This is a genomic window from Pseudonocardia phyllosphaerae (assembly GCF_046546475.1).
Taxonomy (GTDB): domain Bacteria; phylum Actinomycetota; class Actinomycetes; order Mycobacteriales; family Pseudonocardiaceae; genus Pseudonocardia; species Pseudonocardia phyllosphaerae.
This window is the reverse complement of sequence record NZ_JBKGXS010000003.1, coordinates 300,701-316,589: the sequence shown is the minus strand read 5'-3', so window position 1 is coordinate 316,589 and position 15,889 is coordinate 300,701. Positions and strand designations below refer to the sequence as shown.

The 15,889-nt window shown below is 73.4% G+C and carries 16 protein-coding genes; 8 read left to right on the top strand and 8 right to left on the bottom strand.

The genetic code is table 11. The annotated features are described in order from the left end of the window. Positions 1-66 precede the first annotated feature (66 nt). Genes ACLE50_RS09950 through ACLE50_RS09940 form a run of 3 tightly spaced genes read left to right on the top strand, consistent with a single transcriptional unit; the run spans position 67 to position 2,764 of the window. Positions 67-1,005 carry a hypothetical protein gene (locus tag ACLE50_RS09950; RefSeq protein ID WP_410943149.1) on the top strand — a complete coding sequence of 313 codons (939 nt, stop codon included), beginning with the start codon at positions 67-69 and terminating at the stop codon, positions 1,003-1,005. Positions 1,006-1,007: 2 nt separating this feature from the next. Beyond that, positions 1,008-1,958 carry a prephenate dehydratase gene (gene pheA / locus ACLE50_RS09945; RefSeq protein WP_410943148.1) on the top strand — a complete coding sequence of 317 codons (951 nt, stop codon included), beginning with the start codon at positions 1,008-1,010 and terminating at the stop codon, positions 1,956-1,958. Continuing rightward, a complete protein-coding gene (locus ACLE50_RS09940) occupies positions 1,955-2,764 on the top strand; it encodes a histidine phosphatase family protein (protein WP_410943147.1) in 810 nt (269 codons plus the stop codon). Before pheA ends, ACLE50_RS09940 begins: the two co-directional genes overlap by 4 nt. A gap of 10 nt (positions 2,765-2,774) precedes the next feature. Here the strand turns inward: ACLE50_RS09940 and ACLE50_RS09935 are convergent, their stop codons facing one another. Together ACLE50_RS09935 and ACLE50_RS09930 are read right to left on the bottom strand one after the other, a co-directional pair. Beyond that, on the bottom strand, positions 2,775-3,125 hold the full coding sequence (locus tag ACLE50_RS09935) for a metallopeptidase family protein (RefSeq protein ID WP_410943146.1): 351 nt from the start codon (positions 3,123-3,125) through the stop codon (positions 2,775-2,777). An 8-nt stretch (positions 3,126-3,133) separates the two neighbouring features. Beyond that, entirely contained in the window at positions 3,134-4,579 is a 1,446-nt protein-coding gene (locus tag ACLE50_RS09930) for a septum formation family protein (RefSeq protein WP_410943145.1), read from the bottom strand. Positions 4,580-5,173: 594 nt separating this feature from the next. On the opposite strand from ACLE50_RS09930, the gene ACLE50_RS09925 reads away from it, so the two are divergent. The 3 genes from ACLE50_RS09925 to ACLE50_RS09915 are packed head-to-tail and all read left to right on the top strand — an operon-like array spanning position 5,174 to position 7,463. Continuing rightward, complete coding sequence (locus ACLE50_RS09925) at positions 5,174-5,785, top strand: hypothetical protein (protein WP_410943144.1); 612 nt, start codon at positions 5,174-5,176, stop codon at positions 5,783-5,785. Between the two features lie 4 nt (positions 5,786-5,789). Beyond that, a complete protein-coding gene (locus ACLE50_RS09920) occupies positions 5,790-6,956 on the top strand; it encodes a glutathionylspermidine synthase family protein (RefSeq protein WP_410943143.1) in 1,167 nt (388 codons plus the stop codon). Positions 6,957-7,010: 54 nt separating this feature from the next. Beyond that, a complete protein-coding gene (locus ACLE50_RS09915; protein WP_410943142.1) occupies positions 7,011-7,463 on the top strand; it encodes a DUF350 domain-containing protein in 453 nt (150 codons plus the stop codon). Between the two features lie 4 nt (positions 7,464-7,467). On the opposite strand, the gene ACLE50_RS09910 is transcribed toward ACLE50_RS09915, so the two are convergent. The 6 genes from ACLE50_RS09910 to ACLE50_RS09885 form a co-directional block, all read right to left on the bottom strand. Further along, complete coding sequence (locus tag ACLE50_RS09910) at positions 7,468-7,884, bottom strand: hypothetical protein (protein WP_410943141.1); 417 nt, start codon at positions 7,882-7,884, stop codon at positions 7,468-7,470. A 78-nt stretch (positions 7,885-7,962) separates the two neighbouring features. Further along, on the bottom strand, positions 7,963-8,538 hold the full coding sequence (locus ACLE50_RS09905) for a DUF3558 family protein (RefSeq protein WP_410943140.1): 576 nt from the start codon (positions 8,536-8,538) through the stop codon (positions 7,963-7,965). Positions 8,539-8,591: 53 nt separating this feature from the next. Further along, a complete protein-coding gene (locus ACLE50_RS09900) occupies positions 8,592-9,800 on the bottom strand; it encodes an RtcB family protein (RefSeq protein WP_410943263.1) in 1,209 nt (402 codons plus the stop codon). 119 nt (positions 9,801-9,919) lie between these two features. After that, entirely contained in the window at positions 9,920-10,573 is a 654-nt protein-coding gene (locus tag ACLE50_RS09895) for an endonuclease (RefSeq protein WP_410943139.1), read from the bottom strand. A gap of 458 nt (positions 10,574-11,031) precedes the next feature. Further along, on the bottom strand, positions 11,032-12,726 hold the full coding sequence (locus ACLE50_RS09890; RefSeq protein ID WP_410943138.1) for an HNH endonuclease: 1,695 nt from the start codon (positions 12,724-12,726) through the stop codon (positions 11,032-11,034). A gap of 336 nt (positions 12,727-13,062) precedes the next feature. After that, on the bottom strand, positions 13,063-14,175 hold the full coding sequence (locus ACLE50_RS09885) for a nucleotide disphospho-sugar-binding domain-containing protein (protein WP_410943137.1): 1,113 nt from the start codon (positions 14,173-14,175) through the stop codon (positions 13,063-13,065). Positions 14,176-14,228: 53 nt separating this feature from the next. Between ACLE50_RS09885 and ACLE50_RS09880 the strand changes: the two genes are divergently transcribed. Continuing rightward, positions 14,229-15,053, top strand: a complete 825-nt coding sequence (locus ACLE50_RS09880) for an HAD family hydrolase (RefSeq protein ID WP_410943136.1) — start codon at positions 14,229-14,231, stop codon at positions 15,051-15,053. A gap of 209 nt (positions 15,054-15,262) precedes the next feature. After that, the gene (locus ACLE50_RS09875) at positions 15,263-15,886 is read left to right on the top strand and encodes a phosphatase PAP2 family protein (protein WP_410943135.1); all 624 of its coding nucleotides are present in this window, start codon (positions 15,263-15,265) and stop codon (positions 15,884-15,886) included. Positions 15,887-15,889: the final 3 nt, after the last annotated feature.

Genomic DNA, 15,889 nt, shown 5'->3' with positions numbered 1-15,889 from the left:
GCAAAGGTGGGGTGGTCCTGTCCATAGTCGTCGTCCGGGTGTGACCGGCCCCCTTGTCGGGGCGCCGTGACCGGACCGTTAGCGTTCCTGGTCGTGATGACCGTGCCCTCGGGTTCCGCAGCCGACCCGTGGCCGATCCGACCGCTGCTGGCCGGACTGGTGGACGACACCAGCCTGCTGCAGCCCCGGACCGTCGCACCGGGTGTGGACGCCGTCGTGTCGCGCTTCCTCGCCGCTCGTGACGGCCACTACGGAGGCCTGGTCGGACGGCTGGTCTGCCCCGCGTCCCAGCTCCCCGCCGTGGTCACCGAACTGGCCCGGTCGGCGCCGTCGCGCCCGGCCGACCTCGCGCTCGTCGTCGACACCGGCCTCGGCGCGGTGCCCAAGGCGTTGTCCACCGTGTTCTCCCGCTCGAGCCTGCTCGTGCCGAGCACCGTCGAGTGCGCCGCCCCGCCGGACGTCGACGGGATCTGGCTGGAGCGTGTCTCGGAGTTCGTGCCGGACGAGGTGACCCCGGTGGTCGAGCCGCGGCGCCCGGTCGCCGGCGACGACGAGGGCACCGAGGCCTGGCTGGCCGCGGTCCGCAAGGTCGCCGAGCACGGCTGCACCCCGAAGCTGCGGATGGGCGGCCCGCGCGCCTCCGACGTCCCGACCATCGCCGACGTGCACCGCTTCCTGCAGGCCGGTCTCGGCAGCGGCAAGGGCGCGATGAGCGCGCAGGGCCTCGACCGGATCGTCCGCGAGGCGCCGCGCACCGAGGACGGCACCGGGCGGCACGGGCTGCTCAACCTGATCGTCGCCGTCGCGCGGATGGCCGGGGTGTCGGCGTCGCCGGACCCGGTCGAGGACGCGCTGGAGAGCACCGACGGCGAGTCGCTGGCCCGCGAGCTCGACGAGCTGCCCGACGCCGCCGTCGACCAGGTCCGGACGGTCCTGCCCCGCTGCGGCGTGGACCCGGACCCGGTGCCGATCGCCGACCTCGTCGCCCTCGGGCTGCTGGACTGACCGTGGACCAGCCGCGCCGGATCGGGTTCCTCGGCCCGCACGCCACCTTCACCGAGCAGGCGCTGTGGACCCTGCCCGAGAGCGCGGGCGCGGAGCTGGTGCCCCTGCCGGGCGCACCGGCTGTGCTCGCCGCCGTCCGCGACGGGTCGGTCGACGCAGGCTGCGTCCCGATCGAGAACACCGTCGAGGGCGCGGTGCCGCCGGTGCTCGACGGGCTGGTCGCCGAGCCGCCGTTGGTGATCGTCCGGGAGGCCCGCATCGCGGTCCGGTTCTGCCTGCTGGGCCGGCCCGGTACCGATCTCGCCGACGTCCGGTCGGTCGCCTCGCACGGCCACGGCATCGCCCAGGTCCGTGGCCGGCTCGCCGCCGACCTGCCCGGCGCCGAGATCCGCGTCAGTTCCTCGACCGCCGAGGCCGCCGCGCAGGTCGCCCGCGGCGAGGTCGACGCGGCCGTCGCCGCACCGCTCGCCGCCGAGCAGCACGGGCTCGCCGTGCTGGCCGACGACATCGCCGACAACCCGGGTGCGGTGACCCGGTTCGTACTGGTCACCCCGCCCGGGCCGCTGCCGGAGCCGACCGGCTGGGACCGCACCACCCTCGCCGCGACCACGACGAACCGGCCCGGCACCCTGCTCGGCCTGCTCACCGAGCTGTCCGTGCGCGGGATCGACCTGACCCGGATCGAGTCCCGCCCGATGAAGGACCGGCACGCCGACTACTGGTTCCACCTGGACTGCTCCGGGCACGCCGCCGACCCGGCGATGGGTGAGGCGCTGGCCGCGCTGCACCGGCGCTGCGACCGGCTGCGGTTCCTCGGTTCCTTCCCCCGCTCCGACGAGCGCCCCGACGGCCGCCCGGACGGCGCGGGCAGCTCGGTCGTCCCGCCGGAGCTGGAGAGCCACGCGGAGTCCCTGCGCTGGCTGGCCGCGGTCCGGGACGGAGCGGCGACGTGAGCGCAGGTGGACAGGACCTCGACTCCGCTGCCGACGAGCACGGGACCGGCGCCGAGCAGAGGGACGCCGGGCACGGGGACACCGCCGAGCACGGGGCCACGGCGTTCTCCGCGGTCGGGAGCGGGGAACGCGGCGCCGCCGTCCCGCCCGACGACGGCCGGTTCCGCCTCGTCCTGGTGCGCCACGGCCGTACCGACTCCAACGTGCGGCACGCCCTGGACACCGCGCTGCCCGGTGCGCCCCTCGACGACCGCGGCCTGGCCCAGGCCGACGATGTCGCCGGTCTGCTCACCGGCTGGCCGGTGCACGCCGTCTACTCCTCGCGCGCCGCGCGGGCGCAGCAGACCGCGGCGCCGGTCGCAGCGGCGCTCGGTCTCGACGTCGAGCTGCTGACCGGCGCGCACGAGGTGTTCGCCGGTGAGCTGGACATGGCCACCGACGAGGCGTCGCGGGCGGTCTTCGACGAGACCTTCGCGGCCTGGTTCACCGGTGACCCCGGCCGGGCGATGCCCGGCGGCGAGTCCGGTCGCGACGTCTGGGCGCGGTTCCTGCCCGACCTGGCGCGGGTCACCGCGGGCGCGGAGTCCGGCCGGACCGGTGCGGTGGTCGTCGTCAGCCACGGCGCGGCGATCCGGCTGGCCGCCATGGCCCTGCTCAGCGGGGTGGACGGCTCCGGGACCGAGCGGCCGGACGCGGCCGCGGGCAAGGACCACCCGATCCCCAACTCCGGACGCGTGGTGCTCCGACGGGACCCGGACGGCTGGACCGTCGAGCTGTGGGACCCGTTGCCGCGCAAGCGCTCCTGAGGTCGGCCGCTCAGCCCCAGCCGAGCTCGTGCAGGCGCTCCTCGGAGACGCCGAAGTGGTGCGCGACCTCGTGCACCACGGTGATCGCGACCTCGTCGACGACCATGTCCTCGTCCTCGCAGAACTCCAGGACGGCGTCGCGGTAGATCGTGATCCGGTCCGGGAGCTCGCCGGCGTAGTCGGACGTGCGTTCGGTCAGCGCGACACCCTCGTAGAGCCCGAGCAGGTCCGGCTCCTCGCCGTTGCGCGGCTCGACGAGCACGACGACGTTGTCCATCGCCTGCGCCAGCTCGTCCGGGACCAGGTCCAGGGCCTCACCGACGAGGTCGTCGAACCGGTCGTGCGGCATCTCGACCGGCATCGGCGGGCTCAGTTGCCCAGCCCCGGCAGGGCCGGGTTGATCCGCAGCGGGCTCGGGACGTTCGGTGCTCCGCCGGCCCCCGCGTCGGGAGCGGCGGGCTGCTGCGGCGCCGGCTGCGGTACCGGGGCCTCGGAGTCACCGTCCTGGCTGGACGGCGCCGGCGGCCGGGGTGCGGCCGGGGTCTGCGGCGCGGGCGCCTGCCCGGTCGCCCCGCTGTCGCCGGAGCCGCCGTTGTCGCCGGAGTCCCCGGAGGTGCCGGAGCCACCGGAGTCGCCGCCCCCGTCCGGGGCCTGGCCGGTCGACGGTGCCGCGCCACCCGGCCTGCCCGCCACGGAGACCTGCCCCTTGAGCGAGCCGGTGATCGCGGCGAAGCCGCTGCCGTCGGGCAGCAGGGTGCCGACGTTGCAGTTCACCCGGTGGCTGCCGGCCTTCCAGGACGCCTCGGACAGGTTGTTCCAGTAGACGGTCAGGCCCTTCGACCCGATCGTCTGCGGGTTGCCGGCGTAGGTATTCGCGACGTTCTGGCAGGCCGGCTGCAGGAAGCCGTCCTGGTCCTCGACGGACGGGAAGTCGTCCTTGAACTTCGCACCCAGGTCGACGACGCCGACGGTCTCGACCGCGTGCGGCCCGCTGCAGTCGGTGGGGTCGCCGACGGCCCGGCCGTCGATGCCCAGGCAGGTGCCCGCGGGCTGCACGGCCGACTGGTCCTGCTGGGCGACCTTGCCGCTGATCGGGAGCATCGCGCCGCTGCGCGAGGCGCTCTGCAGGCCGCAGCGCATGCCGCGGTCGCCGTCGTCCCAGCGGGACTGCGACGGCTTGAGCGCGCCGACGCGGAACCGGCCGTCGGGGTCGTAGCGGCCGTTGAGGTACTTGGTGACCAGCGGGGTGCAGCGCTCGGTGACGAGCTTCTGCCAGCCGTCGTCGGTGGGGAAGGCGGGCTGGTCGGCGAGCTGGACGCGTCCGGCCTGCTCGAACAGGTGCGGCCGGGCGCAGTCGATCGCGGCGGTGTCCGCGGCGTCGTCGCGGCTCCAGGTCAGACAGGTGCCCGCGGTGTCCGGCGGCGGCGCCGGGGCGGGCTCGGCCTGCTCGCGGGTGGCCGAGGGGGACCCGGGCGGTGCGGCGAACGAGCCGAGCACGGGGACCGGGGTGCCGAGCACCGAGTCCAGCGTCGCCACCAGCAGCATCACCGCGGCGCCGACGAGGATGCCGATCCCGACGCGCCGGGCGCCCGACCCTCCCGGGCCCGGCGCGCGCCTGCGCCGCGGCTGCACCGGGGCGGCGGCTGTGGCGTCGTCGGCGGGCGGCCGGGGACGCGTCAGCACCGAGGTGGCCGCACCCGCGTCCGGCGCGTGGCCTGCCGCGGCGTCGTTCGGAGCACCGTGCGCCGCGTCTGCGGCGCCGGTCTCGGGAGCGGCGTGCCGGCGGGGCCGGGGAGCGGGGGAGCTGGCATCCATGGCGGGACCATCATGCAGCGACACCGCACGACGACTCACCTGGCGTCCCCCGACGACGCGCCGGTCGGTCGCCGATGTGCTGTGAACGCGCAGGTGACGGCGGGTCCGGGGGTGTTGGACGACCGTTCGTCCCACTCGCCGCCCGGGGCGCCGGAGCCCGGCGCCGTCCCGGATCCGGTGCCGAATCGTCACGCCGGAAACGCCCGGAACGACCGTCACGACCGCTACGCTGCGGTGGGGGAACGGCACGTACGGCAAGGGGGTTCCGGCCATGGAGGGTCGGCGATGACCGGCGAGAACCGCGAGGGTCCCGACGGGATGCCCGGTGGCGGAGACGCGACCGGCAGGCACCGAGGTGATCCGGCTGCGGAGCCGTCCGGCGCAGGCGCGCAGCCCGTGGGTGACGACGGGTCCCGCGGGCCGGAAGCCCGGCCCGGCGCAGTTCCGCAGGACGGGGCAGTTCCGCAGGACGGAGCCACGCCGCCGAGCGGCACCCCGGGCGCCGGCGGTCCCGGTGCGCACTCCGCCCCGGAACCCCGCTCCTCGGAACCTGCTGCGGGGCACGGCGCAGACCCCGCGACCACCCCGGCGCCCGTGCCGCCGCAGTACCCGCACCCCGGTGCGAACGACCCGGCGCAGCAGCCCGGTGCCGCGCCCCGCGGCCGTATGCGGCAGCAGGACGGCAGCACCGCCCCCCGCGAGCCCAGCCTCGCCGAGAAGCGGGCCCGGGAGCAGAAGCTCGCCCGCGACCGGGAGGCCGTGCGTCTCAAGGAGGCCCGGTCCAGGACGACCAAGCGGGTCCTCATCGGAGCCGGCGCCACCATCGGCGTCGTCGCGCTGATCGCCGCGGTCTACGCCGCGTCCTCCCCGGACGAGGTCGAGGCCCGTTGCGTCGACGATCGGGGCGTCGTCGCCCCCGACGACCAGTGCCGTAGCGAGCAGGGCATGGCCCAGGTCAGTGACGGCCACGGCGGCTTCATGTTCGTCCCGATCTTCCTCGGCGGCGGTGGGCGCCAGTACCACTACAACTACGGCGGTACCGGCAGCGTCGGGCAGGTCGCGACCGGGGGTGGCGTACAGCCGCCGTCGTCCGGCACCACCGTGAAGAGCGGGACGTCGGGCAGCACGATCTCGCGAGGTGGCCTCGGGGTGGGTGGCGGTTCGTCGTCGTCCAAGGGCGGCTTCGGCTCGTCCTCGGGGAGCTGAGCGGGTGAAGCGCGAGCACGGCACCCCCCGGCCCGGCTGGGAGAAGATCGTCGCCGAGCAGGGGCTGGTCTTCGGCACCCCGGGCCGTGACGGCTCCGGCGGCGCCCGGCCGTACTGGGACGAGTCGGTGCACTACACGTTCGAGATGGACGAGATCCTCTCGCTGGAGGCCGACGTCGAGGTCCTCCACTCGATGTGCCTGGCCGCGGTCGAGCAGGTGGTGACCACCGAGCGGTTCCGCGACTTCGGGCTGCCCGAGTGGTCCTGGCAGGCCGTCGCCGACTCCTGGAAGCGGTCCGACCCACACATCTACGGCCGCTTCGACCTGCGCTACGACGGCTCCGGCCCGGCGAAGCTGCTCGAGTACAACGCGGACACCCCCACGTCGCTGCTCGAGGCGTCGATCCTGCAGTGGTACTGGCTGCAGGACACCAGTCCCGGCGACGACCAGTGGAACTCGCTGCACGAGAAGCTCGTCGAGCGGTGGGGTGGGATCCGGGCGAGCCTGCCGTCGCCGGAGATCCACTTCACCTGGTCGGGGGCCGACTCGAGCGGCGAGGACCACATCACCGTCGGCTACCTGCAGGAGACCGCTGCGGAGGCCGGGCTCGACACCGTCGGGCTGGCCATCGAGGACATCGGCTGGGACTCCGCGCTGGACCGCTTCGTGGATCTCGAGGAGTCCCCGATGGCGGCGGTGTTCAAGCTCTACCCGTGGGAGTGGGTGCTGAGCGACGAGTTCGGCAAGCACGTGGTGCAGAGCCTGCCCGAGACGCTGTGGCTCGAGCCGCTGTGGAAGACGCTGCTGTCGAACAAGGCGCTGCTCGCGGTGCTGTGGGAGATGTACCCCGGGCACCCGAACCTGCTGCCGGCCTCGCTCGGCAACCCCGGTCTGCTCACCGAGTACGTCCGCAAGCCGCTGCTCGGCCGCGAGGGCTCCAACATCCAGATCGTGGCGCCGGGCTACGAGACCTCCACCGGGGGTGTCTACGGCGACGAGGGCTTCGTCTACCAGATGTTCGACCCGCTGCCCGAGTTCGACGGCTACCGGCCCTGCCTCGGGGCCTGGGTCGTCGGTGACACGGCCGCCGGGATGGGCATCCGCGAGACCGCAGGCCTGATCACCGACGACGGCGCCGCCTTCGTCCCGCACCGCATCCCCGAGTCCTGACCTGCTCTCCCACCCGGCACCGCCCGCTCCCCGAACCGTGCACGGAGGCCTTTCGTGATCCTCGCCCAGGCACTCGACGCGACGTACTGGGGCTATCTCGGCCGCGGCGTCGGCGCGATCCTGCTCTACGCCGTGATCGGCACCCTGATGATGCTGGTCGGCTTCTGGGCGATCGACCTGACGACGCCCGGGAAGCTCCCGCAGCTCGTCCGTGCCGGCCTGCCCAACGCGGTCGTCATCACCGCCGCCGGGATGCTCTCGATGGCGTTCATCATCGTGCTGGCGATCTGGTCGTCGTCGGGGTCGCTGCTGCAGGGGGTGGTCTCGTCCCTGGTGTTCGGCCTGGTCGGGATCGTCGCCCAGGTCGGCGCGGTGCGGCTGCTGGAATGGGTGACCGGCATCGAGATCGGTGACGTCATCCAGGACACCGAGCCCAGGCCGGCCGCGAAGGTGGTCGCCGCGGTGCACGTGGCGCTGGGGTTGATCGTCGCCGTCGCGGTGATCTGAGGGTTCAGACCGACGTACCGCCCAGCGGAAGCGACCGTCGCCAGGCGGCGCGGTCCACGATCGCCGGGGTGGCCTCGTCGTGCGCAACGAACGAGTTCTGGACGTCATCGTCGGTGAAGCCGTAGTGCCGTGCGGCTTCCCGCAGCCTCTTCGTCGCTTCCTGGAGCTCGGCAACGTGTGCCCAATGGATGTTGATGATCTCATCGATCTTGGCCTGGAACATCGGCGTGACGTCGATGGAGATCAGGTCCTCACCGCACTGCCGGAGAGTGGTCTCCTCCCTTGCCCGTAAGAGAATCGCCGTCACGTCGAGTTCCTGGCGATGCAGGACGTTGTGAATCTGCAGCACGTTGTCGATGTTCACTTGAATGAGCAGCGAGTCGGACTCGGTGCCACGTGGGAGATGGGCGGGTGTGCTCATGGGCCTGACGCTAGAAGGTGCCGTCGGACCCCGAAGACGATCGCGATGACTTCTTCGCGTGTGTGAACACAGCTGATCTCAGCCCCGCACCGTGACGAGGTAGGCGGAGGCGAAGCGCCGTGCCTCGGCGCAGACCTTGCGGAATTCCTTCGGATCGTTTCCTGTTCTCAGGGCGCCGCTGGAGACCTGGATTCGCAGGGTATACCCGTCGGCGACATCTACCGCGAACTGGCAGCCGGCCGGTCCGTTCTCCACGTTGTGAATGCTCGCGGGGGAGCCGCGAACTGCGCCGTACCCGTCGATGACGTCGAGTTCGGAACCCCGGTCCTGTGCCGCCTCGGCGGCGCTGACCGGGATGAACTGCGCTGCATACGAGTAGCGTCCCTCGCTCAACCCATCCCAGGAGCACGTCGGCGAAGGCGCGCCACCGACATCGGCAGTTCGCCGCAACGGCTCGGGCAGCTGCAACCGCTCCGCCTCCGCCGGCGTCACCCCGGAGCAGGGATCGAGGCGGGACACGTCGATCGACGTCGGCCGAGGCGGGAACGGCCCACTCGATGCCGGGGCAGCGGCTTCGGCACCGCAGCCGGCCGTCAGCGCGACGGCGGCACCGGCGGTCGCGAGAAGCAACCGGCACCGCACGGGCAGTCGCACCACGGCTTCCTCCGAGGTCCGGGATACGGAGCGGTCAGCGTAGCCCGGCGGGGTCAGCCCTTCACACAGAGGATCGTGCGCAGCCGGTGGTCGACCTGCACCAGGTCGGTCTGCTGCGCCATGACGGTGTCCAGGTCCTTGTAGGCACCCGGGATCTCGTCGATCACCCCGGCGTCCTTCCGGCACTCGACGCCCTCGGTCTGGGCCTGCAGGTCGGCGACCGAGAACTGCTTGCGTGCCCGCGACCGGGACATCCTCCGTCCGGCTCCGTGCGAGGCCGAGCAGTAGCTGTCCGGGTTCGCGAGCCCGGAGACGATGAACGACCCGGTGCCCATCGAGCCGGGGATGATGCCCCGGCGGCCGTCGGCGGTGGAGATCGCGCCCTTACGGGTCACGATCAGGTCGACGTCGTCGTAGGTCTCCTCGGACACGTAGTTGTGGTGGCAGCTGACCTCGGGGTCGAAGCCGACAGTGCGACCGAGCGCCCGGGACAGGGCCTGCTTGAACAGCTCCATCATCACCTGCCGGTTGCGCCGCGCGTAGTCCTGGGCCCAGTACAGGTCGGCCCGGTAGGCGTCCATCTGCGGCGTCCCGGACAGGAACACGGCCAGGTCGCGGTCGGGCAGCTCGGCGTTGTGCGGCAGCTCCTTCGCCCGCTCGATGTGCAGGTTCGCGAGGATGTTGCCGATCCCGCGCGAGCCGGAGTGCAGCATCAGCCAGACCCGGTCGTCGCCGTCGAGGCACAGTTCCAGGAAGTGGTTGCCCGAGCCCAGCGAGCCGAGCTGCTCGTGTGCCTTGGCCCGCAGCTTGTCCGCCGTCGTCCAGGACGCGTCGGACAGCTGGTGCAGGTTCTCGAACCCGTCCCAGAACGTGTCCCAGCCCTGCCCGGCCGCCAGCCCGATGCGGGCCAGGTCCGGTCCGTCCCGGTGCCCGGCCCGGCCGACCGGGACGTCGCGCTCGACCTGCGACCGGACCCGCGCCAGCGAGTCCGGCAGGTCGGCCGCCACGAGGTCGGTGCGCACCGCGGACATGCCGCAGCCGATGTCCACACCGACAGCGCCCGGCGACACCGCATCGCGCATCGCGATCACCGATCCGACCGTCGCGCCGTAGCCCTGGTGCACGTCGGGCATCACGGCGACGCCGTGCGTCCACGGCAGCTCCGCACAGTTGCGCAGCTGGGTGAGCGCTCCGGGCTCGACCGTGTCCGGATCCGTCCACATGCGGATCGGCGCCCGGGTACCGCCCAGGGTCTGCATGATCGCCTCCTTCATCAGCGGACGTTCATGGTTGCCCAGGACGCGGGGGAGGGCACCCGACTTTCACGGTCCGAGGAGCGGCTCGCTCAAGGTCGCGGCCGGGCCTTCCGCGGCGTGGTGGATCATGGTGCGATCTCCTCGGCCAGGGAACGGTCCAGGCCGACTCGGGTCAGCGCGGCGGCGAAGCGGGCGAGATCGTCGCCGTCGACGAGGCCGGCGAGCTTGTCCGGATCGGTCGGCAGCCCGAGGCGCTCCGCGCCCTGCAGCGCCTTGCCGTCCAGCGCCGGACGCAGCTCGGGCCACACCGCCTGCAGCTCACGAGTGATGATCGACGCCCCGGTCGGACCGACCCGCGGGAACGCGGTGAGCAGGTCGCGGATCCGGGCCGCGTCGTCGCCGGCCGCGGTGCGGAGGCGGCGGAGGTCGCCGTCGTAGGTGTCGAGGAGCTGTTGCGCTCCGTCACCGAGAGCGGTCGCCATCTGCTCGTCGACGCGGGTGTAGTGCGCCCGGTCCAGGGCGTCGACGCGGTGCTGCCAGGGCGCGTCCCGCATCTTCTCCGGTGTGCCCATTCCGTCCTCGACCAGGGCGTGCGCTGCCGCGACGGCCAGGGACGCCTGTACTCGCGTCGAGAGCAGCGTGCCGAGCACCAGGACCCGGTACAGCGGGGCCGGTGTGTCACGCAGCGTGATACCGGCTTCCGTGGCGTAGGTGGTTCCGGCGCGGTCGAGCAACGCGGCGACGATGTTCCGGGCGTTGCCGGTGTCCTCGGTACTCATCGGCACGGGACTACCCGGACCGCCTGGTCCCACCCGCCTGGTCCCACCCGCCTGGCCACCCGTCTGGTCCGACCGGCCTGCCTGGTCCCACCGGCCGGCCGCACCTGGCCGGTCCCGCCGTGCTGATCTCGCGCGTTCGGTCCTACTCCTACTGCGCTGGTCCCGCTGGGCTCGTCCCGCCGAGTTGGTCCCGCTGGACCGGTCCTGCCGGGCTGGTCCTGCCGGGTTGGCACCACTGGACCGGTCCCGCCGGCCTGGGCCTGTCGGGTTTGGCACCGCTGGCTGAGTCCCGCCGGGCGCCCGCCGGGGTGGTCCCGCGAGCTGGTCCCGCCGGGCAGCGAGGTGCCGGCCGGGTCCGCCGGCCCTCCCGCATCGACGGGCGCAGCGGGCGTGCGGCCCGTATCCACCCCGCGTGGCCGCCTCGGACGTGGCGGGGGCCGGATGACGTGCGGTGATCGTCAGAACGGTGCGGGGGTGTCGTCGTCGCCGTCGCGGGGTTCCGGGATCGCGAGCTCCCCTTCGCCCGCGAGGCGAGTGAACCTGGTCCGCACGCTGGACACGTCGGTGCCGGTATCGGTGTCGGGTTTGATCACTCGCCGGTCCGCGACGCCCTCGGTGACCACGGTGTCCTCGGTGAAGACGCGGTAGTCCTTCGGATACGTCGTCGACTGGTACCCGTCGGGGCTGATCCAGGTCAGTCCACCGTCGGGGCGCACCAGTGCGTGCCAGCCGGTGACGTCCTTGAGCTTGTGATGGCGCTGGCACAACCCGAACAGGTTGTCCTCGACGGTGTGGCCGTCCTTGCCCCAGTCCTGGTGGTGATCGAGGTCGCGGATGCGGCGTTCGCAGTCCGGACCACGACAGGTGCCGTCGCGGCCGTGGACGTGGTCGTGCAGGTTCGCCGGGGGCCGGTAGGTGTTGCGTCCGTAGTCGAGGAGTTGCCCGGTGGCGGGGTCGGTGACCAGGCGTTTCCAGTCACCACCGGCGGCGAGGGCGCGGGCGGTGGTCGCGGAGATGGGGCCGTGGCCGGTGATCTCCCCGGGCCGGCTACCGCCGAGCAGGGTGTCGAGGCTGACCACGACCTGGATCAAGGGCTTGCGGCCGATCGTGGCGTTGGGGTCGGGCTTACACGCCAGGATCTCGGCGACGGCGGTGGCGATGACCTCGGCGTCCACGCGGGTCGGCTCGTCGAGCGCTACGCCGGTTGTTGCGTTGGTCGCTGTGCCGGCCTGTGTGCCGGTCGCTGCGGTGGTCTCCGTGCCGGTTGTTGCCTCGGCGGCCTGCGCGGTGCCGGCGCTCGTCGCGGTGCCGGCCGCGGGGCGGCTGTTGGCCACAGTGCTCACCGCGGTCATCACCGAGGTCAGGTCGGTGATCGTCACCGTGCCCTGCAGCAGTTCGTGGGCCAGATCGCAGCGGCGCTGCGCCAACGTCCGCGGATCCTCGGTACCCAACGAGCGAGCGAGACGATCCAGAGAGTTCCAGGACGCCTCGGTCTGCGCCGCGGACCCGGACAACCACAGTGAGCCCATGCCGTTGTCGCTGCGGCTGATCGTCACTTCGCGGTCGTCGAACGCCCGCTGATGACGGCGAGCGGCGCCGTCGGGGTCGGCGCGGTGGATCGCCGTGCGCAACCGCGCCCGGAGCCGGGTCTGGGTGATCGTGGAGGCACCTGGAAGGATCGCGGCCTGCACCGCACGGGCGGCATCGTCGTCGAGGACCTGGGTGGACTCCGCAATCGCCTCCGCGGCACGTTCCCCGATCCGGCCCGCCTCCCACTCGGCGAGGGTCTCGGGCAGGACCCGGTAGAGGCGTTCGGCCATGCCGAGCTCGCCGCGGGCCTGCTCCTCGGTCAGATGGGTGGCGATCGCGACCTGCGACGGTAGCCAGCGGGCCACCGGTACCGGTGTCTTGCCGGTGGCGTCGGGGACGGGTGCGGTGCTGCCCGGTGGGTGTCGTTCGACCAGGGCGCCGAGCAGGCGGGTGCGGACCGCACCGGCCCAGCGTTCCAGCTGCACCGCAGCCTCGACCGTCTTCAGCAACTCACGATCCGACAGCTCGCCGGGTACGGCGGCGGTGGCCTCGCACAGCGCGGCGAGGGCACCGCCGGGCAGCATCTGCGCGGCGAGTGCCTCTTCGACCGTTGTGTCGACCACGTGTTCGATTCTACCGGAGTGTGCAGTCAGTTCTCCAGTAAAAGTTGCGGTCATTCGGCGCAGGGATCCGACCGTTGAACGGGGCAGGCGCGGACGATGACGGGGACGTGAGGGGCTACTGGGTCGGGTTCGCGGCCTCGACCGCGTCCTCTGCCGTGCTCACACAGAGGCGGACTGGCACGCGCGCTGCCCTGCAGCTGGCGAGACCGGCAGAACGCCGATCATGGGCCCTCGCCGAGCCGGGCACCCGACAGACCGGGCACCGGACGGACCGAGGACCCGACGCGCCGGGCACCGGACAGACCGGGCATCCGATCAGTAACGGCCGCGGCCCCGTCACGCCAGCGTGGTCACGACCTCCACCCGCGACTGCGGCGGCGGCATGGCGGCGATCTCCCCACGTACCTCACGTGCCGCGGCGGCCAGCTCGCCGTCGTGCAGCAACCGGTCCAGCGACTCGGCGGTGACCGGCCCGGCGATACCGGCGCCACGCGCCTCCACCAGCTGCGCGTTGAGTCGCCGGTCGCCCGGCCCGGGCAGCACCAGCTGCGGGATCCCGGCCGCGAGCGCGCCCAGCACGCTGCGCGCACTGCCCCCGTGTGCGACGGCCGCGCACGTCGCCAGCAGGTCCTCCGCCGGGATCCGCCCGACGATCTTCACGCCGGGGCCGGCCCGTCGCGCGATCCGCGGATGCGGCCGGACCAGCACCAGCTCGCAGTCCAGCTCCGCCGCGGCCCGCAACGCCGAGAACTGCAGGTTCCCGCGCACCGGACCGCCCGCCGGCGTCACCAGGACCCGGGGCCGCTCGGACGGCGCCTGCAGCCAGCCGGGCACCTCCTCGCCACCCGGCACGACCGCGGCCGGCACCGGACGCACCGGCAGCCCGTCGCGGATCCCGACCAGGCTCGACGGTGCGATCGTCAGCATCACCGCGGGTGGCGGCACCGTGGTCACCCCGAGCCGGCGCCGCGCCCGGTCCATCGGGCGCGAGTCCAGTACCGCCCGGAACAGTGCCGCGCCGTCGTGCAGGCCGTTCTCGTGCAGCACCGCGGGCACACCGGCCCGTGCTGCGGCGATCGCCCCGGCGACGGCCAGCGGCTCGTGCACCACGACGTCGGGGTCCCACTGCTCGGCGACGGTCACCACCGCGTCGGACAGCTCCTCGTTGACCGGCCCGAACAGCGACCGCAGCCCGGAGTCGGAACCCTGCCCGGCCAGCTCGGCCCGCGCGGCGACCGGATGGGTCAGTACCGAACGTGCGGCGGCCCGGCCGACGCGCACGTTGCGGGCGACGTCGATGAACGGAAGCGGCCCGGCGGTACCGGGGCTGACGGACTCCGCGCCCGCGGCGAGCAGCACCTCGTGGCCGGAGTCCCAGAGGGCGTGCGCGAGCGGCAACAGCGGGGTCAGATGCCCCGGCAACGGAGCGGCGACCACCAGAACGCGCACCCCGAGAGCGTAGCCGCCGGAGCGCCGTCGGGGGGCCACGTAGGCTTTCGGTCGTGATCGACCGGAAACCGCCCCGGCTGGTCGCGACCGACGTCGACGGCACGCTGCTCGACGACCGCGACGCCGTCTCCCCGCGCACCGTCGCGGCCATCACCCGTCTCGTCGAGGCCGGGGCGTCGTTCGTCCTGGTCACCGGCCGTCCGCCGCGCTGGATCCCGCCGGTCGCCGCCGCCCTGCCCGACGGCCTGGTGCAGCTCTGCGTGTGCGCCAACGGCGCCGTCCTCTACGACGCCGCCGACGACGTCGTGCTCGACGCGCACACCCTGTCACCGGACGCGGTGCGCCGCCTCGCCGGGCTCGCGACCGACCTGTTCCCCGGCTGCGGCCTCGGCGTCGAACGGGTCGGGACCGCGTCGGAGGGCGGCGCCGACGAGTTCCGCACCGAACCCGGCTACGTCCACGCCTGGGGTGCCCACGACGGCGGCGCGGCCTCCCGCGAGGAGCTGCTGTCCCGGCCGGCGACGAAGCTGCTGGTCCGCTCCCCGGAGCTGACCAGCGAGCAGATGATGAGCCGTCTCGGGCCCGAGGTCGAGGGGCTCGCCGACCTGACGTTCTCGCACCCGTCCGGCCTGATCGAGGCGTCCGCCCCCGGCGTCACCAAGGCGACCGGGCTGGCCGAGGTCGCCCGGCGCCTCGGGGTCACCGCCGCGGAGACCGTCGCGTTCGGCGACATGCCCAACGACCGGGAGATGCTGCGCTGGGCCGGGCTCGGCGTCGCGATGGGCAACGCGCACCCCGAGCTCGCCGGGATCGCCGACGAGGTCACCACCCCGCACACGCACGACGGTCTCGCCGAGGTTCTCGAACGCTGGCTCTGAGCCGGCACGCGCCGCGGCGGGGCACCGCTGCGGAACGAAGATCGAAGCTCCTGGTCGAGCGGGGTTCGACGCCCGTTCACCGGCAGCTCACAGGGGCGCGACACGGCTGCCCCGGGACCGGGTGTCACGGGGGCCGCGCGTACCATGACGGGCTGTCATCGCCCGGGACGAGCCGGGTGCCAGCGGCACGCCTGGAGGCTCCACCCCCCGTGGCCGACAATCGAGACACTCTGGACCGATCCGGTCCGACCCCGCCGGCGGGTTCCGGCGGTTCCGGCAGCGACGCCGGCCCGACCGTCACGCTGCCGGCGACCGGCGAGGTCGTCGTCCTCGCGACCGTGCAGGACGCCCTCGCGACCCCGGAGACCGTCCGGGTGGCGCGCGGCATGTCGCTGTTCGGCGAGCACGCGGCCGGTTGGCTCGCGATCGGCGCCATCGGCGCGCTCGTCGACCGGAAGCGCCGTCGTGAGTGGCTGTACTCGGCAGGCGCGGTCGCGCTGGCGCACGGCGCCTCGATCGGCGTGAAGCGCGTCGTCCGGCGCCGTCGCCCCGAGCACCCGTCGGTACGGGTGCTGGTCGGGACGCCGAGCCGGCTGAGCTTCCCGTCCTCGCACGCCACCTCGACGACCGCGGCGGCCGTGCTCTACGGCGGTCTCGTCGGCCGCAGGCCGGCCCGTGTCGCGGGCACCGCGACCGCCGGACTGATGGCACTGTCCCGACTCGTACTCGGCGTCCACTACCCCAGCGACGTCGCCACCGGCTCCGCGCTCGGCGCCGCCGTGGCCCTGGGTGCCCGCCGGATCATCTCCTCGCACCCCGACCCCGAAGGGTGAGCG